The sequence below is a fragment of the Arthrobacter sp. NPDC058130 genome, assembly GCF_042884475.1.
In the GTDB taxonomy this organism is placed as follows: domain Bacteria; phylum Actinomycetota; class Actinomycetes; order Actinomycetales; family Micrococcaceae; genus Arthrobacter.
Window position 1 is genome coordinate 12748 of record NZ_JBHVTV010000018.1, and the last position, 25570, is coordinate 38317.

The following is a 25570-nucleotide window of genomic DNA, read 5'->3' on the forward strand; positions in this document are numbered from 1 at the left end:
CTAAGTAAGGCTAGCCTACCCTTCCGGTAATTAAGGAAGGTTTGAGTAACGTAATTGTCTCAATTGGCCTTTGACGTGCACGAAAGCGGCCCCTGGAGTGTTCTCCAGGGGCCAATGTGCTGCTGGTTAGGGCAACGCGGGAAGGGTCAGCGCAGGACGATGTCCACGGGGTTCGCCTCGGACCGCCAGGTGCCTTCCGTGCCGGGACGCGGGGCAATCACCGGGGCGGTCAGGACGCCGGAGCGGTTGGTCCGCTTGTCCCGGAGGATCTCCGTCACGGACCCCAGGTGCCGGGAAAGGTCGATCACGTTCTCCGGCGCGGCCAGCAGGAGCTGGAAGCCGAACTCGTGCAGCGCCTTGATGCCGGCGCCGGCGAACTCCTCCGAGGCGAGCACGAACGCCTCGTCCATCATGACCGTGCCGTACGTGGTGAAGCCCTGTTCGGCGATGCCCAGCTGGTAGCTCAGCGCCGCGGCCATGATGAACGCGGTGAAGCGCTGCCGCTCACCGCCGGACATGGACCCGGTGTCCGCGTGCATGAAGACCTCGGTCTTTTTGGCGCCCTTCCCGGCGCCCTTGGAACCGGCCCCTTTGGATCCGCCACCCTGGACCTCGCGGTGTTCCTTGCACTGGATGAACAGGTGGCCGCGGACATCCAGCACTTCGGCCCGCCATCGCCGGTCCTCCGGGGTCTGCGAGCCGAGGCGCTTCACGAGGGTTTCGAGCGACTTATAGCGGGTGGTGAGCTCGGCGTCGTCGTCCGGCTGGGTCCCCGACGCCGCCGCGGACGCTGCGGCCCTTCCGGGCCGGGCGTGCCGGACCTTGAGCGCGTTCTGGATGGCATCTTTGAACTGCTTCGCCGTCGCGGGCAGCGTCTGTTTGATGTCGAGTTCCAGGAAGCTGCCCTCATGGAAGTTGACCTCGGACAGGATGCCGTTCAGCGGCAGGATGCGGCTCGTGATGGCCCGGCGTTCCTCGTCCAGCAGGTGAAGCAGGGTGGAAAAGGATTCGTGTGTCCGCTGGTTGAAGAACTGCCGGAACTCGGCCTCCTGCGCCGGCAGCCCGTCGCTGACAATCGCGTGGTAACGGGATTCGAACTCCCCCGCGGCGCCGATCGAGGTGCCGTGGTCCGCGGAAATCGCCGTGCCCCATTCGCGGACGAAGCCCTCGAAAATGCGGGTGAGGCGCTCAGAGGTGGCCTGGCCGCGGGACTCGGCCCCGTGCAGTTCTGCGAGGAGCCGGGTGCGGACCTGGTTGGCGAGGTTGTCGAGCTCGTGCATCTCCAGGACGTCGCCGAAGCCGGTGAAGTACGGTTCCAGCGCGGCGATGCTGGCGTCCGACGGCGGCGCCTGCGCGAGCCGGTTGCGGGCGGCGTCGAGCAGCGAATCGGCGGCGGTCATGCGCGCGTCGAGGGCCTTGTACTCGCTCTGGAGCACGGCCGCTGCCTCGGTGCTGGACTGGTGCTTGTGGCGCGCGGCCTCGATGCTGGCGCGCAGCGGTTCGAGGTCAGCCTGGGCGGCGAGGGCGTCCTTGAGCCGCTGCTCGATCCTGGCGAGTTCCTCCGCGGCCACGGCGGCCGAGACCTGCTCCCAACTCCTGTGGTCGTCGGCCACGCGACGCAGGGCCTCAAGCTGCCGGGTCATGCCCTGGTGCGACTCTTCGCGGCTTTGCGCCAGTTCGGCGGCCTTGGCCAGCTCCTGTTGCAGGTCCTCGACCTGGGCGGCCACGAGCTCCAGCTTTGCGGCGTTGTCGAAGCCGAGGACGTAGTCCTGGCGGGAGGTGAAGCGGTCGTCCTTTTCCACCGTGTGGCGGTTTCGCTTGACCACGCCGCCCAGGCTCAGGCCCTTGTCCAGACCGGCGAGCTCGTCCGGGTCTTCCACGCAGGGGTAGGCGAAGTCGACTGCAATGCGTTCGCGGAGCCACGCGCTGGCCTCCGCCAGCGCCTGGGCGTGAGCGCCGGCGGCCAGGCCGGCGTCGGTGAGGAAACTGAGCTTGGTCAGCAGATCGCCGTCGGCCACGTCCTCGACGGCAAGCGCGCCGCCGGGCAGGGGCCGGGAGACGTCCACGGCGCGCAGCGCCCCGCGCACGGAGTGGTCGTTGAGGTACCGCGTGACCGCGGCGAAGTGCTCGCCCGGCACCAGCAAGGTGGTGGCCAGGCTCCGCAGCGCGCGTTCGGCCGCCGGCCGCCACTGCTCCTGGCCTTCGGCGAGGTCGATCAGTTCGCCGCCGAAAGGCATGCGTTCTTCCGGCACGCCGGTGGCCGCCGCGATGGCGCTGCGGTTTTCAATGCTCGACGGCGGCAGCAGCGACTTGCGCGTCTTCAGCGACACCAGTTCCTGCTGGGCGGCAGCCAGCTCGCGTTTCCTGGTCGCGTGGCCGTCGAATGCCTCGAACCGCAGTTCCTTGAGCGCCTCAGAGTCGTCCTGGAGTTCGGCCGAGCGTGCCGCGGCGTGGGCGTGGGCCTGTTCCCAGCCTGCGGCCGACCACTGGAGTTCCAGCCCGGCGTCGGTCAGGGCCTTGCGGGTCGATTCCTCCACCTCCTGCCGGAGCTTGAGCCCCACACGGGCGTTCTCCAAAGACTGCTCGATCGCCGAAATCGCGTTGCCGCCCTGGTTGTTGTACTCCCCCTCCAGCTGGCGCAGCTCCTTGGCGAAGCCGTCGCGGACAGCGCGCTCGGCGGCCAGGGAACTGGCCTTTGCCTGGGCGAGCTCCTTCAACCGGGCCAGGGTCTTCCCATGGACGGTGACGGCGAGCTGCTGCTTGTAGGCCTCGAATTCCTCACCGGTTAGGTCCCGTAAGCGGTTCGCGTCCAGCAGCGCCTGCGCGTACTCCTTGTTCAGTCCCGGGACGGGAGCCAGCTGGTCGCGCTGCTGCCGGACGTCCTCGAGGCGCTGCCGGATGGACATGAGGTTGCTGAATTCCTCAACCACGTCGTCCGCTGCGGCCAGCGTGGCGGGGGCATCGAGGACCTGGTCGCGGAAGAACGTGTTGACGCTGCCGCCGAGCCCCTTGCCGGCCTGGATGACGCGCAGCAGCGGGAGGGCCTGGTCCGAGTTGATTCCCAGGAGCCGGCGGAAGCGCTCGGCGAAAGCCTTGTGGACGTCGAAGATCTGGGCGTCCGGGAAGACCGCGTCGAGCGCGGACTTGGTGAACCGCTTGTCCGCGATGCCCTCGATCGCAGCGAGATCGAGCGGCTGGCTGTCGATCACGTAGTACCGGCCGACGCTGGATTCCGTGCCGTTCTTGGGCAGGTCGAACAGCGCCGAGACCGTGACTTTGGTGCCGGCGGCGTTGTCGAAAGTCAGGGCGACGGCGGACCAGGTGGCCCCGGGCCGCTGGAACGCACTCGCCGAGCCCTCGCCCACCGCCTTGTCGCCCACCTTGCCGCGCATGTACGTGAACGTGGTGCGCTTGTCCTCGACAGCGCCTCCGGCCCGCTGGGCAGCAGCTTCGTTGGAGCGCGGGCGGGCGTCGAAGACCCGGAGCATGGCATCGAACAGCGTGGACTTGCCGACGCCCGAATTGCCGGTCAGCAGTGTGCCGTTGCGGTCCACGTGCATGGTGTGGGCGCCGTGGAATGTGCCCCAGTTGACCACCTGGACCAAGGCGAGGCGCATCTGGCCCGGGTTGGTGAGCTCGCCTATTGGCAGCATGGTTGCGATGCTCACTTGGCTTCTCCGTTCGTGTCCGTGGTCGCGTTAGGTGTGGTTGCCGGGGACGCCGACGGCGATGCCGCCCCCGCCCCTTCGCCGGACAGCAATCGTCCTGCGGACGATGCTGCCGGCTCCGACAGGCCCGATGCCACTCCCTGGGCGGCATCGCCGTCGTCGTCCGGATCCTCCTCAGCAGAGGTGGCGCCGTCGAGGTCCAGCAGGGGTTCCGTTCCTGACTGGTCTGTGTTGGCCGCTATCAGGGCTTCGATTTGGGCTGGGATGTCGCCGATGTTTTCGAATGGGAGGGCCAGCGGGAGGGCGTTGGAGATGGTGTAGACCTCGTCCAGGCCCGTGGCGAGGAGGAGCTGGCGGGCCAGGAGCTTGGTGATGGCGCGATTGACGACGTCGGCGTCCCGCAGGGCGTCCTGCTGGCCGGCGGGCTGGTAGTGGGCGACGAGTTCGGCGATTTCCTCGCGCGAGATCGTGGGGTCGGTCTGGGCGGTGACGTGGCGGTCCAGGAGGAGGCGCAGGCGGAGCAGGACGATGGTCTCGACCCTGCTCAGGGCGCGCTGCTGCCGCAGGATGCTGGACCGGGTGCTGCCGCCGATCGCCTCGGGGTCCACGGGGCGCAGGACGGCGACCTTGCGCTCGTGGTCCAGCTGCAGCGTCAGGAACAGTTCCGAGAGCCGGCTGCGCAGGATCAGCTGGTTGTCCAGAAGCGTGGTCCACAGTTTTTCGTCGCGGCCGCCGTCGACGTAGGGGCCCTTGAGAAGCTTCACGAGCGCCTGCCGGACCTTCATCGGGAGCACGCCGGTATCGCCCGGGAAGAGTGCGGCGCCGTCGACGAACGTGTCCCGAGGCGTGACTGCGAAGGGGTCGCTGCGGACGTGGTCGCCCTCATGCTCAGCAGGTGCAGGCGCGGGCTGCAGGTCCGGCGTCGTATCCACGGCCGCGGTCTCTGTCGCGGTCTCTTCAGTCATGGTCAATCCTTCGCGAGCGTGACGACGGGCAGGTATGCGGTGCGGGTGGTGCCGTCGATTTGTTCGAATTCGATGGGCCCCCAGGCTTCGCGGTCGAAGCCGGCGCCTTCGTGGAGGGTCTGCGAAAGCAGGGCCCGGATGGAGTTGATGTGGCGTTCCCCGGCCGGGAGCTGCGCCCACGCCTCGGTGAGGGTGGAGGCCCCGGCGAGCGCGGCGCGGATGGCTTCCGGCTTGGCCTTGGCGGTCCGGGGAGAGCGCGCGCGGTCCGAGTCGGAGAACGCGATGGGGTCCGCGAGCTTGGGTGGCGCCGCGAACTCGTCGGGGTCGAAGAGCTTGACCATGGCCAGGGACTCGAAGCCGGCACTGAACAGCACCGGACCGCGGACCAGGCCGGGCCGTTCGCGCTCGTACGGCAGGGAACGGATCGCCTGCTCGGCCTCGCGCAGGACCTTGCGGAGCCGGACCGACTGACGGAAATCATCACTTTGGACGTACGTGTTGAGGCTTTCGCTGAGCTTTCCGTAGATCCTCTGGATCTGGCTGTGCTGGCTGCGGAGTTCGGCAACGAGGTTCTTGAGGGTCTCGCGCTCGTCATGGCTGAGCTCGTCCGCGAACTGCCGGCTCAGGACCTCGCCGATCGCCGACCGGAACCTCAGCTGCTGCTGCGGGTCCTCCAGGAACGCGGTGAAGGAGCGGAACGTCCGGCCTTCGGGGCTCTGCCGGAGCCGCTTGTCGGCCTCGAGCACCTGGGCCATGGTGGCGCCCTTGCTCAGTGATTCCTCGATGATCTGGTTGCGCAGCTCCCCCACGAGCTCTTCGATCCGGTCACGCATCTTCTTGTAGTCCGCGGGCAGGCTAGCGGCGAGATCGAGGATGTTGCCGGCGGCCTCCACGGCCTCGTCGTCGTCGAGCAGTCCGTCAAAGTCCCCGGAGCTGATGTCCTCCATCAGCTGGCGGCGCTCGTCGATCTCCTCCGCGAGGGATTCAATCCGCGCGCTCTGGTCCGGGTTGGTCTCATTGGCGAGCTTCTCGACATCGCCGAGCAGTGTGCCGAGCCGGGAGCCGTTCAACGTGGAGCGTTCACTCGAGAGGCTGTCCAGGAAAGCCAGGACGCGGGCGGCGGGCTCGGTGACTTCGTAGACGATCTGGCCCGACTGGTTCCGGCGGGTCAGGAAGTTCTTGCGGGTCCATTCGTCCGCATATTTTTTTCCGTTTGCCGAGCCGCTCTGCGGCTCTCCCGTGCCGGGGGCCTGCCGGCGGAGCTGCTCGAGGAAGGCGTCGACGTCGGCGTGGAACTCTTCCAGCGGCAGCTGGGCACGCGTGCGGGTGAAGGAGGCCTGAAGTACGGCGATCACCCAGGGCGCCGAGCGCGTCAGCGCCCAGGCCGGCCCTTTGGTGAGGAGTTCGAGGTCCCGGAGCCGGGCACTGATGGCGTCGGCTGATGACACGGCGGAGCGGGACACGCACTCTCCTTCGGCTGCCAGAGGATGGGTTGGGGTGGTGTTGCGGGGCAGCGGATTCGCAAAACTGCCAGCTACAAGGTTAACGCAGTGCTCAGCCCGCATTCATCGTTGTCTGCTTCCTTCTGTGGGAGCACACTGGAATGACCAGCTGAAAGGAGACGATCATGCGGAAGAGGACGATGTGGATCACGGGGGCGGCCTCCGCAGCGGTGATCCTGGGCGGGGCATCGATCGCGGTCGGGGCCACCCAGCAGGCCCGGGACCTTCGGGTCGGAACCCTGGCCGGCCTGGCAGCCAGCATCGGGAGCCTCGATGACGATTCCGACGGACCGGCGCTCACCGACGCCGACCGCGCCATGGCATCAAGCGCCGCTCTGGCGAAAGTAGGCCAAGGCACCGTCACCGAAGTGGAGCGCGACGACGACTCCGGGGCGGCCTACGAGGTTGAAGTGCGCCTCACCGACGGGACGCAGGTCGAAGTCGCCCTGGGAGCGGACTTCCAGGTGGTGAGCCAGAGCGCCCCTGAACACGACGACGACTGAGGGCCTTCCGGCACTAACGTCACGGCCACTAACTTCACGACACAGGTAAGCGGTGCGACACCCGGGATTGGTGAGGGTGCCGCAACCGAGCCGTGACCTACGCCCCGGTAGCATTTCGATCCCATATCAAGAGGCCACGAACGCTCAATGGACCCTAGATGAGCACCTCTCCGGCACCCTACGCTCGGGCTACTGGTTCAACCGAAGCAATGGTGCAGGGGGAAGAATGCAGTTCGACCTAAGCGCAGTGGAAACGGGCACGATGGTGGTCATCGGAACCCTCGTTTTCGCCCTCGTGATCGGCGCCTTCATGATGGTGTCCGCATTCGCCGCCATGGTTGTGGTTGGAGTGGGACGGCTCGCCTGGTACCTCGTGGCCGGCGCGGTGGTTGGCCTTGTCCACGGCATCAACCACGCATGGGACCGGCTGGTACACCACGCCTCAACAGTGGAGTTGCCGGGCGATTTCCAGGTCGACTTCGGTACGGACCTTCGGGCCGACTATCAAGGGCAGGCTGCCCCTAGCACGGGCACTTACCCGCGAGTAGTATTGCGGGACAGCTGAAGGGTCCTCCACCCGCGGCGGATCCAGGGCTCAAGCCGGCCAACCGGTTAGAGGAGATGCCCAGTGAGCTCCGCCATTGAAGACCCCGCCGCCGCCCCCGGCACCCCACCACCCGGCGCCCCCACAGCAGGCACCGAAGCGCCAGAGACTCCGGGGATCCCGGACCACATCGGCCCCGACGCCACGGCCGCCGACGCCCGCGCCATTGCCGAAGCAGCCCGCGAAACCAGCTGGAAGCAGCCCAGTTTCGCGAAGGGCCTCTATCTCGGCAACTTCGATTTGAGCCTGATCCACCCGTGGCCAGAGGCCCCCGCCGACGACGTCGAACGCGGCGAGGCGTTCATAGCCCGCCTGGCCGACTTTTGCCGCACAATGTCCGGGCGCGCCATCGAGCGCGAGGACCGGGTCCCGGACGAATACCTCAAGGGGCTCGCCGAGCTCGGCGCGTTCGGAATGAAGATTCCCCGCGAATACGGCGGGCTGGGCCTCACCTTTGTGTATTACGGCCGCGCGCTGGCCCTGCTGGGCTCGGTGCACCCGAGCCTTGGCGCCATGCTGTCCGCACACCAGTCGATCGGGGTCCCGGAGCCGGTCAAAGTCTTCGGCACGCCGGCCCAAAAACAGGAATACCTGCCCCGTTGCGCCGCCGGAGCCATCACCGCGTTCCTGCTGACCGAGCCCGACGTCGGCAGCGACCCCGCCCGGATGGGCAGCACCGCCGTCCTCTCCGACGACGGCGAAACGTACGTCCTGGACGGCGTAAAGCTCTGGACCACCAACGGCGTGATCGCCGAACTCGTCGTGGTCATGGCGCTAGTGCCGCCGCACACGGATTCGGACGGAGCAGCCCACAAAGGCGGCATCAGCGCGTTCGTGGTGGAAATGGACTCCCCCGGCATCACCGTGGAAAACCGCAACACCTTCATGGGGCTCCGCGGGCTCGAAAACGGCGTCACCCGTTTCCATCAGGTCAGGGTCCCGGCGGCCAACCGGCTGGGCCGCGAAGGCCAAGGCCTGAAAATCGCCCTCACCACGCTCAACACGGGCCGACTCTCGATCCCAGCGGTCTGCGTCGCGTCGGGCCGGTGGAGCCTGAAAATCGCCCGGGAATGGTCCAATGCCCGCACCCAGTGGGGGCGGCCGATCGGCCAGCATGAAGCTGTGGGCAAGAAAATCGCCTTCATCGCAGCCAGCACCTTCGCCTTGGATGCGGTGTTCGAACTCTGCGCGGAAATGGCCGACGCCGGCCAAAAGGATGTCCGGATCGAGGCTGCGCTGGCCAAGCTGTGGTGCACCGAGATCAGCTGCCTGATCGCGGATGAGCTCGTGCAGATCCGCGGCGGCCGGGGCTTTGAAACCGCGGACTCACTCGAGGCCCGCGGCGAGCGCGCCGTCGCCGCGGAACAGCAGCTCCGCGACATGAGGATCAACCGGATCTTCGAGGGCTCCTCGGAAATCATGAAGCTGCTGATCGCCCGTGAGGCCGTGGATGCGCACCTGGCGGCCGCGGGAGACCTCGCTTCGGAGGATGCCAGCCTCTCGGACAAGGCGAAGGCCGCCGTCGGCGCTTCCGGCTTCTACGCAAAGTGGCTGCCCAAACTCGTAGCCGGCGCCGGCATGGACCCGCGGTCATACAGCGACTTCGGCCGGCTCGCCAAACAGCTGCGCTACGTGGAGCGTTCCTCCCGGCGCCTGGCGCGGCAGACCTTCTACGGCATGGGTCGCTGGCAGGCGAAGCTGGAACACAAGCAGGCGTTCCTGGGCCGGATCGTGGACATCGGCGCCGAGCTGTTTGCCATGGCGGCGTGCTGTTCTCGCGCCGAGATGCTGTTGCGGACGCAGCCGGAACGCGGTGCCTCCGCGTACGAACTCGCAGAAGCCTACTGCGAACAAGCCCGCGTACGCGTGGACGAATATTTCGACCGGCTGTGGCGGAACACCGACGACGCCGACCACGTCCTGGCCCGCCAGACTCTCGCCGGCGACTACGCCTGGCTTGAGGCAGGGGTCCTTGACCAGTCAGAAGGGACCGGTCCGTGGATCGCGGACGCCAGCCGGCGCGCCTCGGTGCGGGAAGACCTGCACCGCAAATACCGCTGACGGGCCTCACCTCGGATAGTAAGCATCCTTGCTAACCGGATTCCGCCGTGGTTAGGTGGAATGGAGACCGGCACTCCCACGTGCCCGGGCCACACAGCGAAAGTGAGAGATCCTCATGAGCAGCACCACAGGCCCCGACGACACAACTCCCCGCCACGCCGCACCCCAGGACAACACGGAACAGGACAAGACGACCCCGGCCAAGACAACACAGGTCAGCACGGCCCAGAACAGCCTGGCCCGGGACAAGACGGCACCGGAGAGCACAACCGTTCCGGTGACAGCGGTCCGCCACGACACGGCCGTCCACGACACTGCTGTTGACACGGGCGTGGATGAGGTCCCCACCCGCCAAACGGTTGTGGCCCGTGAGAAGGAACAGTTCGGCGGCATCCAAGTCGGCTCGGCGTTCTTCGGCTGGCTGGCCGCCACCGGCATGGCCGTATTGCTCACCGCGCTGGTCGCGGCCGGGGGCACCGCCGTCGGGCTGGCCACCAACACCGACGTGAACGAGGCCGTCAACCAGGCCTCCAGCAACCAGACGATCGGGCTGGCCGGCATCATCGTGCTGCTGGCGATCCTCCTGGTCTCCTACTACTGCGGCGGCTATGTGGCCGGACGGATGGCGCGCTTCAACGGCGCCAGGCAGGGTTTCATGGTCTGGATCTGGGCCCTGATCGCCGCGATCGTGGTCGCCGTGCTGGGCTTGGTCGCGGGCCAGCGCTTCAATATCCTGGCAAACCTGAACAGCTTCCCGCGGATCCCGGTCAACGAGGGCCAACTGAACACCATGAGCATCATCGCGGCCGTGGTGGTGGCCGGTGTTGCCTTGGCCGGCGCGGTGCTGGGCGGCCTCGCGGGCATGCGCTTCCACCGCCGGGTGGACAAGGCCGGCTTCAGCCCGGCAACGGTTGAGGACCACCCCGAGGATTCCCCGGTCGGCGGCTCCGCGGTCAGGCACCCGTAGCCCGCCGGCGTCAGCCGGACACGACGCCGTCGACGTAGTACCAGCGCCGGTCCATCCGCACGAAGCGGCTGGTTTCGCGTTGCACGCCGCGTTCGCCGTCGTGCCGGAAGTGCGCCGCGAATTCCACCGTGCCTTCACCGTCCAGCGGGCCGCCGCGGCTGGTGGACAGGATGTCCAGGCGGCGCCACTGCATGCCGGAATCCAACTCCAGTTCGGCGGGCCTCGTGTCCGGGTGCCAGGTCCGCAGCAGGTAGTCGACGTCCCGGACCACAAAAGCGCTGTACCGGGACCGCATGAGCTGCTCCGCCGTCGGCGCCTCGGCATCCCCTCGGTGGTAACGGCCGCAGCACTGGGCATACTGCTCGCCGGACAGGCACGGACAGTTCCCCTCATACGCCGCGGCGGACGTACCGTCGGGGTCAGAGTCGGCTGCTGCGGCGTGCGTCACAAGGTGTCCTTCCGGCGGGCCGGACGGTCGCCGGCAGGGGTGTCTTTGACTATAGACGCCCGGCCGGTAGCGCCGTGGCCTCCCCGCGGATAACGGCTTCGCCACAACTTCGCCAGGACCGCGCGGGGCGGCGCGTGGCCGGCGAAAAGTACGTATTGTTAAGAGCGGTTCGTGCCCGCCACATGCTGGCGGCTGGGAACCCGCTGCAGCAGGCCGGCAAGGAGAGGTGACATGGAAGATCCAACGACCATTGCGCTGAACCTCACCTTTTTCGGGACCCTCGGCGTGGCGTTCGTGATGTTCCTTGGCCTCTTCATGGTTTTCGCCGCCACCCTCGTGCTCGCGGGGATCGGCCGGCTCGCGGCATTTGTTGTCCTGGCCGTCGCCGGGCTCCTCGGCAGTGGGCCCGAGGTAGGGGAACAGCCCACACGGGAAAAGCAGCCGCGGGACCAGCCGGCCAAGGCAACGAAGCCCGCGCTCCCCGCCGGGACGGCGAAAGCGCGCCGCCCAGCCCGGAACGCAGGCAAGAAGGAGCCGGAATTGTCGCCGGAATGGGCAGCCGCCGTGGCCCGGGCAGACGCCCGTGCCGCCGCGAGGGCCAAGGCCGAGGCCGGCCCGCCCGTCCGGGTCAAGGTCCGCGACCTGCCCAACCCCTCCGCACCGGCCCGGGACATCACGGAAGTCTCAGCCCTGGTGGAATCGGCCACGGACACCAATGGAAAGCTCGGCGCGGTCCCGCGAGCCTTCCAGAAGCCGACCATGCCCGCCGCGAAGTCCCTGCTGGACACCGGCTCGCTGGTTTCCCTGCGCGGTCTTCCGACGGGGAAGGCCAAGCCGCCGGCCCAGGAGCGCAAAGCCGGCTGAGCCCTTACCCCGGGCAGGCAAGTCCGCTACGTTGGAACCCATGGAATTCAGATACCTTGGGAACAGCGGCTTCAAGATTTCAGAAATCACGTTTGGCAACTGGCTGACCCATGGCTCCCAAGTGGAGAACGACGTCGCCACCCAGTGCGTCCGTGCCGCGCTCGACGCCGGCATCAGCACCTTCGACACGGCCGACGTCTACGCCAACACGGCGGCGGAGACAGTCCTCGGAGCGGCCTTGAAGGACGAGCGCCGGGAATCGCTGGAAGTCTTCACCAAGGTGTTTGGCCCCACCGGCCCCAAAGGCCACAACGATCTTGGCCTCTCCCGCAAGCACATCATGGAATCCATCAACGGCTCCCTGCGGCGGTTGCAGACCGACTATGTGGACCTCTACCAGGCGCACCGCTATGACTACGAGACGCCGCTGGAAGAAACCATGCAGGCCTTCGCGGACATCGTCCGGCAGGGCAAGGCCCTGTACATCGGGGTCAGCGAGTGGACGGCCAACCAGATCCGCGACGGCCATGCCCTCGCCAGGGAACTGGGTTTCCAGCTGATCTCCAACCAGCCGCAGTACTCCATGCTGTGGAGGGTGATCGAGGCCGAGGTGATTCCGGCATCGGAAGAGTTGGGCTTGTCCCAGATCGTCTGGTCCCCGATGGCGCAGGGCGTGCTGAGCGGCAAGTACCACCCCGGCAAGCCTGCCCCCGAAGGCAGCCGCGCCACCGATTCCAAGGGCGGCTCGCGGATGATCGAGCGCTGGATGTCCAACGAGGTCCTCACCGGCGTGCAGCAACTCAAGCCGATTGCGGAGGAGGCCGGGCTGACCATGGCCCAGCTCAGCATCGCCTGGGTGCTGCAGAACAAGAACGTGGCGTCGGCGATCATGGGCGCGTCCCGGCCGGAACAGATCGAGAAGAACGTGGCAGCGGCGGGCGTGAAGCTGGACGCGGTGATCATGGACAAGATCGATTCCGTCATCGGCTCGCTGGCCGAACGCGACCCCGCGCAGACCAAGTCGCCAGCGTCCCGCGAGGCCTAGGCCCATGACCAACGCCCCCGAGCTTGCCGTTACAGGATCCACCGGCCACCTGGGCGGCCAGGTGGCCAGGCTGCTGGCCCAGGCCGGCAGCCAACAACGACTCCTGGTCCGGGACGCCGCCCGGGCGCCCGACCTCGACAGCGCCGTCTCCTTCGTGACCACTTATGCGGACCAGGAGCGGACGAAAGCGGCGCTGACCGGGGCAAAGACGCTGTTCATGGTCTCCGCCGCCGAGGCCGAGGATCGGCTGCAGCAGCACTACGCCTTTGTCGATGCGGCGGCCGCAGCGGGCGTCCAGCACATCGTGTACACCTCGTTCTACGGCGCGGCACCGAACTGCACCTTCACACTGGGCCGGGACCACTTCGCGACGGAAGAGCGCATCAAGGCCTCCGGTATGGACTACACGTTCCTGCGGGACAACTTCTACTTGGACTTCCTGCCGCTGCTGGCCGGCGAAGACGGCGTCATCCGGGGTCCTGCCGGGACCGGCGTGATGGCGGCCGTGGCTCGGGCGGATGTTGCCCGCTCGGCCGTCACCGTGCTGCGGGACCCGGCCCTGCACGTGGGACGGACCTACAACCTGACCGGTCCGGAGGACATCTCGCTGGCCCGCGGCGCGGAACTCCTGACCGCCGGAACCGGCCGGGCCATTACGTTCCACGACGAGACCGTGGAGGAGGCCTACGCGTCCCGCGCGTCCTACGGGGCGCCGCCGTGGCAGGTGGACGCCTGGGTGAGCACGTACACGGCCATCGCGGCCGGCGAACTGGCCGGACCGACGTCCGCCGTGCATGAGCTGACCGGCCGCGAACCACTGGGCCTGGAGCAATTCCTCGCGGAGGCGCACACGCTGTAGCCAGCCGGACTGCCAGCCCAACACAAGACAGGACAGGACAGGACAGGACAACCCAGTATTGACGGCATCCGGGCCGCGGCGTAGACCTGATTTCAGGTGACACCGGCCAGCAACGGGCTGGTGCAAGGAAGAATCGCAACGCCATGCCTAAGCAAATGTCCCGACATTCCACCGTCCTGAAGAGTCCGCGCCGGCAGGGCCGGAAACTCGCGCCGCACTCCGGTGAGCCGAGCCACGGCCCGCTGACCACGGACGAGCTCCAGTTGGCCGTGCGGAATCATTCCATGCCGCTCGAGGCCCTGCGGATCGATACCACCCCGCCCGGGCTGCACTATGTTCTCACCCACTTCGACATCCCGTTCATCGACGTCGACCATTGGCATCTGCAGATCGGTGGCGCGGTGCAGCGGGCTGTGGAGCTGAGCCTGCGGGCGCTGCGCCGGGCACCGAGCATGAGCCTCCCGGTCACCTTGGAGTGCGCCGGCAACGGCCGGTCCCTGTTGCGGCCCCGCCCGTTGAGCCAGCCCTGGATCCTGGAGGGAGTCGGCACCGCAGTATGGACCGGTGTCCCGCTCGCCTACCTGCTGACCCAGGCCGGCGTGGACGACGACGCCGTCGAGGTGCTCTTCACCGGGGCGGACAGCGGCGTCCAGGGCGGAGTCGCCCAGCACTTCGCCCGTAGCCTGCCGATCAGCGAGGCCCTGCGGCCCGACGTCCTGCTCGCCTACCAGATGAACGGCGCGGACCTACCGCCGCAACACGGCTATCCGCTCCGGCTTGTTGTGCCTGGCTGGTACGGCATGGCGAGCGTGAAGTGGCTGTCCTCGATCAAGGTTCTGACCAAGCCCTTCGACGGTTTCCAGCAGTCCGTGGCGTACCGCTATCAGCAGGATGCCGACGACCCCGGCACCCCGGTCTCTTGGATCAACGTCCGCTCGCTCATGGTCCCCCCTGGCGTCCCGGATTTCTTCACCCGCAGCAGGATTCTGCCCCCCGGACCTGTCATGCTGACCGGCCGGGCGTGGTCCGGGCAGGGCGCCGTGGAGCGCGTCGACGTCGGGATCGACGGAAAGTGGGCCCCTGCCCATCTGGAGCACCCGGCCGCGCCGTTCGCCTGGTGCGCGTGGTCGATGCCATGGGTGGCCGATCCCGGCGAACACGAGCTCAGCTGCCGGGCCACCGATGCCAGCGGCGCCGTGCAGCCGCTGGAACCGGCGTGGAACTATCAGGGCATGGGCAACAACGTGGTGCAGCGGATCAAGGTCAGTGTGGAATAGTGCCCTGGACGTGCGGGGGGCTCAGTGGCCCTGCCGCAGGTGCTCCGCATTCAGTTCGTCGAGTTCTTCGTCCGTGAGGTCATCGAAGCCGCGGGCCTCCCTCTTGTCGCTGCGCGAGAAGCGGATGAACATCAGGATGATCAGCGGCAAATCCACAATTTCGCAAATGAACCACAGAACATCCCCCGCCAGCTGCTGGTCGCGCAGGGCGTCGGGAAACCAGCCCAGCGGGGACGGCATCGTGGTGACGTGATCGAGGACCTGGCCGTTGAGGCGCAGCAGGATCCCAGGCACGGCATCGATCAGCAGTTCGATGAACACAAACACGAACTCCATGACGAAGAACGCGCTGGACCGGCGGAAGTCCGCCTCCTCGATGATCGGCAGGGCCATCATCATGCCCAGCAGCGGGACCCCGACAGTCAGCAACGCCCCGGCCACCGGGGCTGTGCGGAGGGTGTAGAAGGCCGGCGTGAGGAAGGTCGAGAAGAGCGCGAGGCCCAGGAGCGGGGCGGCCATTGAGTTGCCGGCCAGCCGCACCGCACGGTGTGCGAGCGCCTTGTTCAGCCGGTCCACGCCCCGCGGCGAAAGGGCCGCGCGGGCCAGCGAAATGGGTTTTCCCAGGCCGATCAGCAGCGGCACCACGAACAGCAGCAGGGAAATCTTGAGCGTGAACGCCCACCGGAGCTGCGGGCTGTAGACGCCCGGGAATCCGCACGTCAGCACGGTCAGGAACCCCAGGCCCAGGAAATAGAACGCCAGCGTCCGCCACAGGGGATGGCGGTGGCCGCGCGCCGCGGCTGCTTTGAGGCCCAGCGCAAACAGCACCGCCGAACCGCCGATCAGGGCGGCGGCGGCCCAGTCGATCTGCCAGGCGGTGAGGACTACTTCAAGGGGCGGCACGGGCCCATGGTAGGCGCCCTTCCTTGGAGGACCCCGGGCGCCGTGTCAGCAGCCCTCGAAGTCCGTGAGCACCTTCACCTTGTCCGCCGAGGCGGACGAGGGATCGAAGGTGTAGCCGATCCACTCCCGGGCGAGCCGCCGTGCCAGTTCCAGCCCCACCACGCGTTGGCCCATGGTGAGGACCTGGCAGTCGTTGGAAAGCACCGAACGCTCCACGCTGAAGGAGTCATGGGCTGTCGCGGCCCGGATGCCGTCCACCTTGTTGGCGGCAATGGCGACACCGATCCCAGTGCCGCAGAACAGGATGGCCCGGTCCGCCATCCCGTCCCGGATGAGCTCCCCCGCTGCGATGCCCACGTACGGGTAGGGCTTGGCGAACTGCTCAGGGGCGTCGCCGCGGTTGACGCCGATGTCGATGACTTCCGCCACCCGCGGGTCCGTCCGGAGGTCCGCCAGGATCTGGTCCTTGTAGTCCACCCCTGCCTCGTCCGCGCCCACAATGAGCCGGATCCCTGCCGCCTGGCTCATGAGTGTGCCCCTGCGTCCTGCCGCACACCGGCAATATTCACACGTTCGGTATTCACACCGGCAAGGTGCGGACCGAACACCGTGAAGACCATCGCCAGGGACGTGGCCCCCGGGTCGGGGGTGCCTACGCTCTTTTCCGCCAGGGGTCGGGCCCGGCCCTTCAAGGGGCGCAGGGCTGCCGTTGCCTGCGCCGCGGCGGTGGCCTCCCGGGCCGCCTCCGTCCAGCCGGCATCCGCGCCGGCCCCTTCGCCGGCCAGCCGGCCGAAGGTTTCGGCAAACGGGACAAGTGCGTCCACCATGGTCTTGTCGCCCACGTCGGCCTTGCCGAGTTCGGCGATCCGGGCGGCAAACGATGCCACCGCCGCCGCGAGTTCGGCAGCACTGGGCGCGTGGTCGTTGCCGAGGGACTCGCCAAAGGCCCGCAGGCCGGCGCCCCACAGGAAGCCCGAGGTGCCGCCGGCGTTATCCGCCCAGGCATCGCCGGCGGTGGCCAGTACGGCTCCTGCACCGGCACCGCGGGACGCAGCCCCTGCGGCGGCGTCAGCGGCCGCATCGATACCGCGGACCATGCCGCGCCCGTGGTCCCCGTCGCCGGCGATGGCGTCGAGGTCGCCAAGGAACTTCTCGGCGTCGTGGAGTGCCTCGCGGGCCGCCGCCAAAGCGGCGACGCAGTGCCCTGCGTAATCACGTGAAGCATCGGCCGCGGCGAAAGCCTCCGGTGCCGTGGTTTCCTCGGCAGGAGCCGAATCGTCCGCCTCGCCGCCGGGGAGGGCGGCATTCCCGCGCCGGTAGGCGGGGGTCTCGGCGGGAGCGGTCCAGAGTGGCTCGAGTTCGTCATCGAGCCACGTCACGGTCAGTGACACACCGGCCATGTCCAGGCTGGTGACCAGTTCGCCGACTTCCGGCATCACCAGGGTGTAGCCCGCGGCGCGAAGCAGCGGTGCCACGCTGAGCCAGAGGACAAAGAGTTCTTCGTGCTTTGTGGAGCCGAGCCCGTTGAGAATGACGGCGATGCGGTCGCCAGCGCCCTGCGGCGTCTCGGCCAGCAGCCGGGACACGAACTCCTGGCCCAGCCGGTTCGCCGGCGGCAGATCGGTGTCGAACAGGCCCGGTTCCCCGTGAATGCCCAGGCCGAGTCCCATCTGCCGGTCCTTGAGGGTGAACAGCGGGGCCTCGGCGCCGGGGAAGGTGCAGCCGTGGAAGGCACTGCCGATGGTGCGGGTCAGGTCGTTGGCCTTCCGGCCCAGACGCACCACCTCGGCCAAGTCAGCGCCCGCCTCGGCGGCCGCGCCCATGATCTTGAAGACCGTGAAGTCACCGGCGATGCCGCGGCGTTTTTCCACTTCCGACGGCGGCGCGCTGGCGACGTCGTCGGTCACCAGGACGTTCTCCACCTGGATCCCCTCGGCGACGAGCCGTTCGCTGGCCATCCCGAAGTTCATGACGTCGCCGGCGTAGTTGCCGTAGGTGAAGACCACGCCGGCGCCGGAATCCGCCGCCTTGGCCACGGAGTACGCCTGCTGGGCAGACGGCGAGGTGAAGATGTTCCCGACGACGGCGCCGTCGGCCAGTCCGGTGCCGATCAGCCCGGCGAAGGCCGGGTAGTGCCCCGAGCCGCCGCCGGCCAGCACGGCCACCTTCGGCTGGCCGGGCCGGTGCCGGCGGACAGCGCCGCCGGGCACCTGGCGCACCAGGTTCGCATGGACGTCGCAGAAGCCGGCGAGGGCTTCCTCGGCGAAGGCTGACGGGTCGTTAAATATTCTGGTCATCGTGGGCTCTCTCGGCTGCGCTCGGTCTACGGACTCGATTACTGAGCAGGGTGGCTGCTAGTGGATGTGGCTTCCGCCGTTGATGTCGATGGTGGTTCCGGTGAGGTAGGCGGATTCCTCGGAGGACAGGAAGGTGATGACGGCGGCGATTTCCTCGGTGCTGGCGTTGCGTCCCAGCGGAATGCCGGCGTTGATGGCGGCTTCCTGTTCTTCGGTGCTGCCCACGCGGATGTTGGTGTCCACCGCGCCGGGGGTGATGGCGTTGACGGTCACGCCGGTGCTGCCGATCTCGCGGGCCAGGGCCTTGGTGAAGCCCAGGATGGCCGCCTTGGCTGCGGAGTACGGGACCTTGCCGAAGACGCCGCCGCCGCGCTGGGCTGAGACGGAGGACATGTTCACGATCCGGCCCCAGCCGCTGGCGATCATGTCCGGCAAGAAGGCGCGGGTTACAAGGTAGGTTCCCGTGGCGTTCACGGCCATGACCTTGTTCCAGAGGTCCAGCGTGGTCTCGAGGAACGGCACCGGAGAGGTGATGCCGGCGATGTTGGCCAGGGCGCCGACGGCTGGGAGGCTGCCGGAGCGGACCTCGGCGGCCACGGCGTTGTACGCGGCCGTCACAGAGTCCTCGCTGGCGACGTCCACCTCATGGCCAAACGCGGGAACGTTGAATTCGTTGCCGATCTCCGCTGCGACCTTGGCGGACTTCTCGCCGTCGAGGTCCAGGATCACCACGGCCCAGCCCTGGCTGGCGTAGCGGCGGGCGGTGGTGATGCCGATGCCCCGGTCCGAGGTTGCCCCGGTGAGGACGGCGGTGCGCTGGATGGTGCTCATGATGCTCCTTGAATATGCATGGTGTGTTGTTTGTTGGAATCGAGTGCTCCGAAAAAGCCGTTTTGAGTGTTCATAAGGGCGGTTACGGAGCAATAGACGGTCAGATGAGGTCGGTGATGAAGCTGGCGGCCTTGGCGGCAGCGGCGGGGCGTTCCTCGTGGGTGACGTCCCGGGTCTCCAGTTCCAGGGAGAAGTGGCCGGTGTAGCCACCGGCCGCGAGGGCGCCCAGCCCGGCGGCGAAATCGGCCTGGCCGTTGCCGATGCTGAGGTTGATGTTCCCCGGCACGGCGTCGCGCAGGTGGACGTGGGCAATCCGGCCCTGATGCCGCTCGAGGTATTCCAGCGGGTCCTCACCGGCGGCCACGATGTGGCTGAAGTCCATGACGATCGCGACGCCGGAGCCTGCCAGCCGCTTCGCCAGCAGTTCTGCGCGTTCCAGGTTCCAGCAGAAGCGCAGGAAGTGCAGCGACTCGGTCCAGAGTTCGACGCCGAACTCGTCCGCCCGCCGCTTGGCGGCGGTGAGTTGGGCGGCCACGGTGTCCAGGTCCTCGTCGAGGCTGCGGACCGGGTCGTGGCCAAGGGCGCCGCAGGGCAGGACCAGAGCCTTGGCGCCGGTTCCGGCCGCAAGGGTGAGGAGTGCGTCAAGGTGCCGGTTCCGGGCGGACTGCGCGTCGGCGTCGAGCACGGCGTTCAGGTCCCCGACGTCTCCGTTGACCGACCGGACCCGCAGCCCCGAGGCAACCACCTGGGCCGTCACGGCGGCGACGGCATCGGCGTCGAGATCGTACGGAACGTGGTCGCACACTCCGGGGAGGGCGCCGAGGTCTATTTCCTCAAAGCCGAGGCCGGCGATCGTGCGCAGCGCCGTAGGCAGGTCCTGGTGTCGGAAGCTGATGGAAGAGCAGCCGAGTCGGGAGTTGAACATCGTCGTTGATCCTCTGGTCGCGCCCTGGGGCGATGGTGATATGGACCACACTACGAATTCGACTGTCAACAGTCAACCTTTGAAGTTGACTGTTGACATTGCTTATGGCCTGGGTCACACTGGCGTATCATCTGTTAACAGTCGACAGTGTTGACGCTCAAGCGTCGGCAGCTCTCTTCGAAAGGGATTGACATGAGCAACGAAGCTCTCACCATGCGGGGCCCGGTGCACGGCACGAAGGAGGCCAGGCGCGTCGCGATCGGCTCCGGCGTCGGCGCCGTGATCGAAACTTATGACTTCATTGGTTTCGGCACGGCTGCGGCCCTGTACTTCGGCACGGCGTTCTTCCCCACCGGCGACCCGGTGACAGGGACGCTCGCCGCGTTCGCCACGCTTGGTGTGGGGTTTGCGGCCCGCCCGATCGGCGGCATCATCGGCGGCCACCTCGGCGACAAGCTCGGCCGCAAGCCCGTCCTCGTGGCCTCGCTGATCCTGATGGGCCTCGCCACCTTCCTGATCGGCCTGCTCCCCACCTACAGCCAGGTCGGCCTGCTCGCACCGGCTTTGCTTGTGTTTGTCCGCATCGTCCAGGGCCTGGCCTTTGGCGCTGAATGGGGCGGCGCGATCCTGATGAGCTACGAGCACGCCCCCTGGAAGTCAAAGGGCAAATACACCGGAATGGTGCAGGCCGGCTTCCCGGTGGGGCTCCTGTTGGCCAACCTGGTGTTCCTGGTCAGCGTGAACCTGGGCGGCGAACTGGCCTGGCGCATTCCCTTCCTCGCCAGCATCGTGCTGGTGGTCGTCGGCCTGATCATCCGCTCGAAGGTGCCCGAGTCCCCCGTCTTTGACGAGGTCAAGGACAGCGGCGCCATCGTGAAGTCACCCATCGTCGAGGTCCTCAAGAACGACTGGCGCAACATCGTCAAGGGCATCGGCCTCCGCATCGCCGAGACCGCCGGCTACGCCGTGTCCGTCACCTACATGATTTCCTACCTGAACAGCCAGCACCTGGCGGACAAGACCCAGACGCTCGTGGCACTGTGCATCGCCTCCGCGATCGGCATCTTCGCCACCCAGGCCTGGGCCCGTCTGACGGACAGGATCGGCCGCCGGCCGCTCTACATCTGGTCCTGCGCCTTCGCCGTGGCGTTCGCTGTACCGATGTTCCTGCTGGTCAACACCGGCCTGTTCATCTTCATCATCGCCACCCTCGTGATTTCCTACGCCGTCTGCCAGAACTCGCTCGCCGGCGCCCAGGGCGCCTGGTTCCCGGAGCTCTTCCAGGCCAAGACCCGCGCCTCCGGCGCCTCGCTGGCCTACCAGATCTCGGCCATGGTCTCCGGCTTCACCCCGTTCATCACCACCCTCCTCTTCGTCAGCTTCGGCTGGATGGGACCGGCGCTGCTCTTCGGCACGTACGCAGCAATCGGCCTGTGGGCCGCCGTCGCCACCCGTGAAACCTGGGGCCGGCGTGAGCGCCGGCTTGCCGATGAGGCCACGAAAAGCACCCCCACACACGTGAGCGCCTGATGGCCACGACAGAGGAAGCTCAAACGACCGCCACTGAGGAAACTGTGACCACCACCCCGACAGAACGCGTTGACAGTGTTTCGGCCGCCGCCTACCGGATCCGGCACCATGCCCTGAACATGGGCGAGGTGCAGGGCCAGGGCTACGTCGGCCAGGCCCTCGGCGCGGCCGACATGCTCGCCGCGGTTTACGCCGACCAGCTCCGGTTCCGCGCCGAAGACCCCGAGTGGGAGGAACGCGACCGGTTCCTACTCTCCACCGGCCACTACGCGATCGGCCACTACGCGGCCCTCGCCGAAGCCGGGATCATCCCGGTCCAGGAACTGGAGACCTACGGCTCGGACAATTCCCGGCTGCCGATGTCCGGGATGTCCACCTACACCCCCGGCATGGAGATCTCCGGCGGTTCGCTGGGCCATGGCCTCTCGATCGCCGTCGGCGCCGCCCTGGGCCTGCGCTACCAGGGCTCGGACGCTCGGGTCTACAACTTCCTCTCCGACGGCGAACTCGACGAAGGCTCCACCTGGGAGGCCGCGATGGGCGCCCACCACCACCAGCTCGGCAACCTGACCGCCATGGTGGACATCAACGCCCTGCAGGCCGACGGCAAGACAGACACCGTGCTTCGCACCGAGCCCGTCACCGAGAAGTGGGAAGCCTTCGGCTGGTACACGCAGCGCGTGGACGGGAACGACGTCGGCGCGCTGCTGGCCGCGTTCGACAACGCAGCGGCCCAGGCCGCCACCGTCGGACGTCCCTCCGTGATCTTGTGTGACACGAAGGTGGGCCGCGGCGTTCCGCTGCTGGAACAGCGCGAGAAGGCCCACTTCATGCGCATCGAGGAACACGAATGGCAGACCTGCCGCGAACAACTCAGCGCAGGATACGAAGGAAAGGCCGAACGATGAGCACCACCGCCGCCCCCACCAGCACAGCCCCGAAGCTGAAGACCTCGGCCATGATCGCCTCCTTCGCCGATCCGGGCCAGAAGACCTCGTCCGCGCCGTTCGGGCACGCCCTGGTCAAGGCCGCACAGGAGAACGACAAGATCGTGGGACTGACCGCGGACCTGGGCAAGTACACGGACATGCATATCTTCGCCCAGGCCTTCCCGGAACGGTTCTTCCAGATGGGCATGGCCGAACAGCTGCTCTTCGGCGCCGCGGCCGGCCTGGCGGAGACCGGGCTGGTCCCGTTCGCGTCGACGTACTCGGTGTTCGCTGCCCGGCGCGCCTACGACTTCCTGTGCCTGGACGCCGCCGAGCCGAACCTCAACGTCAATATCGTCGGCGGCCTCCCCGGCCTGACAACCGGCTACGGCCCAAGCCACCAGGCCACCGAGGACATGGCGATCTTCCGCGGCATGCCCAACCTGACCATTGTGGACCCCTGCGACTCGGTCGACATTGAGCAGGCGGTCCCGCAGCTGGCGGCCAGCGATGGACCCACCTACCTGCGCCTGCTGCGCGGCAACGTCCCCACGGTGCTGGATGAGTACGACTACACCTTCGAACTCGGCAAGGCCAAGGTCCTGCGCGGGGGCAACGACGTCGTCTTCGTCTCCAGTGGGCTCATGACCATGCGGGCACTGCAGGCTGCCGAGGCGCTGGCGGCGCACAACGTGGACGTCGCCGTCGTCCATGCCCCCACCATCAAGCCGTTCGACGCCGCGACGGTCCTCGCCGAAATCAACACCGACCGCCTCGCGGTCACGCTGGAGAACCACAGCGTGGTGGGCGGCCTGTTCGAGACCGTCGCCTCGGCCGTGGTCACGGCGGGACTGGGCAAACGGGTGGTGCCGGTGGCGCTGCCGGATCAATTCCTGGACGCCGGCGCGCTGCCCACACTGCACGAACGGTACGGACTCTCGGTGCAGAGGATCGTCGCCAAGGTGCTCGCCGAACTTGGCTGAGAATGTGCGGGGCCGGCAGCTGCCGGCTCCGCGCACATACCGTAGCATCAACTGTTAACGCACCAACTGTAAACAGTTGACCACTGACATTGAGGACTAAACCATGGCCGGAGCAACAGCCCCGCTTCTCGGACTGGAAAAGAAGAGCCTCCGCGAGCAGGCGCTATCCGCCCTGCGCACGGCCATCACGAGCGGTGAGCTGGAGCCCGGGCGGCATCTGGTGGAGACCGAACTGTCCGACATGCTCCAGATCAGCCGGGGAACACTGCGCGAGGCCCTGCGCCAGCTGGAACAGGAAGGACTGCTTTCGGCCGGACCGCGCGGCAGGCTGTCCGTGCGTCACCTGGACGGCAAGGAAATCCGGGACATCTTCGCCGTCCGGGCGGCCCTGGAATCGCTCGCGGTCCTGACGCTGTGCGAACTGCCGGACCGGGCCTCGGTGATTGAATCCCTGCGCTCGGCGGTCGATGCCATGGCCGCGGCCGCCGAGGCGAGCCTGGAGCAACGGATTGAGTCCGACCTCGAGTTCCACCGGACGCTGTGCCGGCTCACCGGAAACGAGACCCTGCTGCATTCCTGGGAGTCCCTTGAGGGCTCCATCCGGATGTCCATCATGTTTGCCGGGATCGAGCGGGCCGTTAAAAACATGAGCGTGGACCGCCATCACGACATCGTCGCGGCGATCGAGACCGGCAACGCGACGCTGGCGCGCACAACGGTCCTCGAACACATGGATGTCGCCGCCGCCAACCTGGTGGCCTAGCCGGCGTCAGTAGTCCACGATTGCGCCGGCTGAGATGTTGACGGTCGCGTCGGTGATGGCCGCGGCCTTGTCCGAGACGATGAAGGAAGCCACGTTTCCCACGTCCGCCAGCGTGGCCGTGCGGTTCAAGTGCGCGGCCCTGGCGATCTCCACAACGATTTCCTCACGGCCGTCGGCCTGCCACGGGATGGTTTCGATTATGCCGCCGGTGACCATGGTGACCACCCTGATGCCGTGTTTTCCCAGCTCGAGCGCCCACTGGCGGCGCAGCCCTTCCATCGCGTCCAGCGCCACCTTGAAACCGCCCAGGCCGGGGATCGTCTGCGGACCGGAACCCCCGAACATGAGCACGACGCCGGAGCGCTGCTTGACCATGTAGGCGGCGGCCGCGCGGGTGGTGAGGAAGTGCGTGCGCGCGGCCAGGGTGATGGGCCGGGTGAAGTCATCCACATCAATCTCCATGAGCGGCTGCTGGACGTCGCCGAACGAGATCACGTTGAAGGAGATGTCTATCTTCTTGCTCTTCTTCGCCACCCGGTTCACGAAGGCATCCACCTGCTCTTCGTCCAGGGCGTCGACGACGGCGGTTTCGGCGCTGCCGCCGGCCTCGCGGATTTCATTGGCTACTTTCTCCAGCCGCGATTCGGTCCTTCCGGCGATGTGGACCGCGGCCCCGTCGGCCGCCAAGGCCCGCGCCACCGCACCGCCAACTGCCCCGCCGCCGCCGTAGATCAGGGCAGTCTTGCCGTGCAGCAAGCCGTGTTCCGCAATCCCGATATTCAGCATGGTCGCCTGCCTAGTGCCGCGGAGTTCGTGAATTCCCTCAACTATGTTCTTGCGCAGGGCCGGTGGCAAGAGGATGGGCGGCACCGCCGAAACGCCGGGACCCGGCCAGGTGTCCCCCCAAAGCACACACCTGGCCGAACCACGACGAAGCGGGCGAAGAACTGCCGCCCATACAGCGAGGAATTGGACACGTCCAATTGCTCGCCCTGAGCGTACCCGGAACAGATTAGACATGTCCAATCTGCTACACTCGCTGGCGACCCAAAGTTTTTCGACAAGCCGCGGCTGACGAAGTCCCGCCAATGAAAGAAGCCATTGTGAGTGACGACCAGCCGACCTCCGCGCCGGGTCTAGACCTGGCCCGCAAGCTGAACATCCTCTTGGACACCGCCGAGGCCGAGGGCCGGAAAATCACGTTCAATGACGTCCGGGATGCCATGTCCGCTGCCGGGACGCCGCTCTCGCGGGCCAGGTGGCACTACATGCGGTCGGGCTCCGGACCGGCCGTCAAGAAAGTCGAACTCCTGCAGAACCTCGCCAAATTCTTCGGGGTCAGCGAGAACTACCTGATCGACGGGGACGAGGAACTACCGCCCCGGGTCGAGGCCCAGCTCGAATTGCTCGCCTCCATGCGGGCCAACAAGGTGCGCAACTTCGCCGCCCGCCAACTGGACGGACTCTCCCCGGAAACCCTGCTCCAAATCCGGGACCTGATCGACGAGCAGCTCTCCCGCGGGGATGCGGACCAGCCTTGATGTCCTGACGTCGCGATGCCCCCAGCTCCCTGCTGCCGCGACCCGCTCACCGCGCTTTGACCTGCACTGATAGGATTCTGGCGAGGTTTGGCCGTCAGGGAGTGG

General features: G+C 67.4%; 23 protein-coding genes. 13 read left to right on the forward strand and 10 right to left on the reverse strand.

Annotation, left to right across the window (positions count from 1 at the left end):
• Positions 1-146 precede the first annotated feature (146 nt).
• The 3 genes from ACFVTM_RS21400 to ACFVTM_RS21410 are packed head-to-tail and all read right to left on the reverse strand — an operon-like array spanning position 147 to position 6096.
• Positions 147-3668 carry an ATP-binding protein gene (locus tag ACFVTM_RS21400; RefSeq protein WP_390206111.1) on the reverse strand — a complete coding sequence of 1174 codons (3522 nt, stop codon included), beginning with the start codon at positions 3666-3668 and terminating at the stop codon, positions 147-149.
• Positions 3665-4633 carry a DUF4194 domain-containing protein gene (locus ACFVTM_RS21405; protein ID WP_390206113.1) on the reverse strand — a complete coding sequence of 323 codons (969 nt, stop codon included), beginning with the start codon at positions 4631-4633 and terminating at the stop codon, positions 3665-3667. The genes ACFVTM_RS21400 and ACFVTM_RS21405 overlap by 4 nt, the downstream gene beginning before the upstream one ends.
• Before the next feature lie 2 nt (positions 4634-4635).
• Positions 4636-6096, reverse strand: coding sequence for a DUF3375 family protein (locus ACFVTM_RS21410; RefSeq protein ID WP_390206115.1), 1461 nt, complete (start codon positions 6094-6096; stop codon positions 4636-4638).
• A gap of 164 nt (positions 6097-6260) precedes the next feature.
• On the opposite strand from ACFVTM_RS21410, the gene ACFVTM_RS21415 reads away from it, so the two are divergent.
• The 4 genes from ACFVTM_RS21415 (at position 6261) to ACFVTM_RS21430 (ending at position 10270) form a co-directional block, all read left to right on the forward strand.
• Positions 6261-6638, forward strand: a complete 378-nt coding sequence (locus ACFVTM_RS21415; RefSeq protein ID WP_390206116.1) for a PepSY domain-containing protein — start codon at positions 6261-6263, stop codon at positions 6636-6638.
• A gap of 226 nt (positions 6639-6864) precedes the next feature.
• Entirely contained in the window at positions 6865-7203 is a 339-nt protein-coding gene (locus ACFVTM_RS21420; RefSeq protein ID WP_390206117.1) for a hypothetical protein, read from the forward strand.
• Between the two features lie 156 nt (positions 7204-7359).
• The gene (locus tag ACFVTM_RS21425) at positions 7360-9303 is read left to right on the forward strand and encodes an acyl-CoA dehydrogenase family protein (RefSeq protein ID WP_390206168.1); all 1944 of its coding nucleotides are present in this window, start codon (positions 7360-7362) and stop codon (positions 9301-9303) included.
• A gap of 115 nt (positions 9304-9418) precedes the next feature.
• Entirely contained in the window at positions 9419-10270 is an 852-nt protein-coding gene (locus ACFVTM_RS21430; protein WP_390206118.1) for a YrzE family protein, read from the forward strand.
• Positions 10271-10280: 10 nt separating this feature from the next.
• Here ACFVTM_RS21430 and ACFVTM_RS21435 read toward each other — a convergent pair whose 3' ends face one another.
• On the reverse strand, positions 10281-10718 hold the full coding sequence (locus tag ACFVTM_RS21435; RefSeq protein ID WP_390206119.1) for a YchJ family protein: 438 nt from the start codon (positions 10716-10718) through the stop codon (positions 10281-10283).
• A gap of 231 nt (positions 10719-10949) precedes the next feature.
• On the opposite strand from ACFVTM_RS21435, the gene ACFVTM_RS21440 reads away from it, so the two are divergent.
• The 4 genes from ACFVTM_RS21440 (at position 10950) to ACFVTM_RS21455 (ending at position 14763) form a co-directional block, all read left to right on the forward strand.
• A complete protein-coding gene (locus tag ACFVTM_RS21440; protein ID WP_390206121.1) occupies positions 10950-11582 on the forward strand; it encodes a hypothetical protein in 633 nt (210 codons plus the stop codon).
• A 40-nt stretch (positions 11583-11622) separates the two neighbouring features.
• Positions 11623-12627 carry an aldo/keto reductase family protein gene (locus tag ACFVTM_RS21445; protein ID WP_390206122.1) on the forward strand — a complete coding sequence of 335 codons (1005 nt, stop codon included), beginning with the start codon at positions 11623-11625 and terminating at the stop codon, positions 12625-12627.
• 4 nt (positions 12628-12631) lie between these two features.
• Positions 12632-13486 carry an NAD(P)H-binding protein gene (locus ACFVTM_RS21450; protein WP_390206123.1) on the forward strand — a complete coding sequence of 285 codons (855 nt, stop codon included), beginning with the start codon at positions 12632-12634 and terminating at the stop codon, positions 13484-13486.
• 155 nt (positions 13487-13641) lie between these two features.
• Positions 13642-14763 (forward strand): sulfite oxidase, encoded by a 1122-nt coding sequence (locus ACFVTM_RS21455; protein ID WP_390206169.1) that lies wholly within the window; start codon positions 13642-13644, stop codon positions 14761-14763.
• Positions 14764-14784: 21 nt separating this feature from the next.
• Here ACFVTM_RS21455 and ACFVTM_RS21460 read toward each other — a convergent pair whose 3' ends face one another.
• From ACFVTM_RS21460 to ACFVTM_RS21480, 5 genes are all read right to left on the reverse strand, one after another.
• Complete coding sequence (locus ACFVTM_RS21460; protein WP_390206125.1) at positions 14785-15666, reverse strand: cytochrome c oxidase assembly protein; 882 nt, start codon at positions 15664-15666, stop codon at positions 14785-14787.
• A 45-nt stretch (positions 15667-15711) separates the two neighbouring features.
• Entirely contained in the window at positions 15712-16194 is a 483-nt protein-coding gene (locus ACFVTM_RS21465) for an RpiB/LacA/LacB family sugar-phosphate isomerase (protein WP_390206127.1), read from the reverse strand.
• On the reverse strand, positions 16191-17963 hold the full coding sequence (locus tag ACFVTM_RS21470) for a dihydroxyacetone kinase family protein (protein ID WP_390206128.1): 1773 nt from the start codon (positions 17961-17963) through the stop codon (positions 16191-16193). The genes ACFVTM_RS21465 and ACFVTM_RS21470 overlap by 4 nt, the downstream gene beginning before the upstream one ends.
• A gap of 57 nt (positions 17964-18020) precedes the next feature.
• The gene (locus tag ACFVTM_RS21475; protein ID WP_390206130.1) at positions 18021-18794 is read right to left on the reverse strand and encodes an SDR family NAD(P)-dependent oxidoreductase; all 774 of its coding nucleotides are present in this window, start codon (positions 18792-18794) and stop codon (positions 18021-18023) included.
• Positions 18795-18894: 100 nt separating this feature from the next.
• Positions 18895-19719, reverse strand: a complete 825-nt coding sequence (locus tag ACFVTM_RS21480; RefSeq protein WP_390206131.1) for a sugar phosphate isomerase/epimerase family protein — start codon at positions 19717-19719, stop codon at positions 18895-18897.
• Positions 19720-19911: 192 nt separating this feature from the next.
• On the opposite strand from ACFVTM_RS21480, the gene ACFVTM_RS21485 reads away from it, so the two are divergent.
• The 4 genes from ACFVTM_RS21485 to ACFVTM_RS21500 all read left to right on the forward strand — a co-directional run bounded on the left by ACFVTM_RS21485 (position 19912) and on the right by ACFVTM_RS21500 (position 23924).
• Entirely contained in the window at positions 19912-21249 is a 1338-nt protein-coding gene (locus ACFVTM_RS21485; RefSeq protein WP_390206132.1) for an MFS transporter, read from the forward strand.
• A complete protein-coding gene (locus ACFVTM_RS21490; protein ID WP_390206134.1) occupies positions 21249-22157 on the forward strand; it encodes a transketolase in 909 nt (302 codons plus the stop codon). The genes ACFVTM_RS21485 and ACFVTM_RS21490 overlap by 1 nt, the downstream gene beginning before the upstream one ends.
• Positions 22154-23161, forward strand: a complete 1008-nt coding sequence (locus ACFVTM_RS21495; protein WP_390206135.1) for a transketolase family protein — start codon at positions 22154-22156, stop codon at positions 23159-23161. Before ACFVTM_RS21490 ends, ACFVTM_RS21495 begins: the two co-directional genes overlap by 4 nt.
• A gap of 103 nt (positions 23162-23264) precedes the next feature.
• Positions 23265-23924 carry a GntR family transcriptional regulator gene (locus ACFVTM_RS21500; RefSeq protein WP_390206136.1) on the forward strand — a complete coding sequence of 220 codons (660 nt, stop codon included), beginning with the start codon at positions 23265-23267 and terminating at the stop codon, positions 23922-23924.
• Between the two features lie 6 nt (positions 23925-23930).
• On the opposite strand, the gene ACFVTM_RS21505 is transcribed toward ACFVTM_RS21500, so the two are convergent.
• Positions 23931-24710 carry an SDR family NAD(P)-dependent oxidoreductase gene (locus ACFVTM_RS21505; RefSeq protein WP_390206137.1) on the reverse strand — a complete coding sequence of 260 codons (780 nt, stop codon included), beginning with the start codon at positions 24708-24710 and terminating at the stop codon, positions 23931-23933.
• Between the two features lie 317 nt (positions 24711-25027).
• Here ACFVTM_RS21505 and ACFVTM_RS21510 point away from each other — a divergent pair, with 317 nt between their 5' ends.
• Positions 25028-25465 (forward strand): hypothetical protein, encoded by a 438-nt coding sequence (locus ACFVTM_RS21510; RefSeq protein ID WP_390206139.1) that lies wholly within the window; start codon positions 25028-25030, stop codon positions 25463-25465.
• Positions 25466-25570 lie beyond the last annotated feature (105 nt).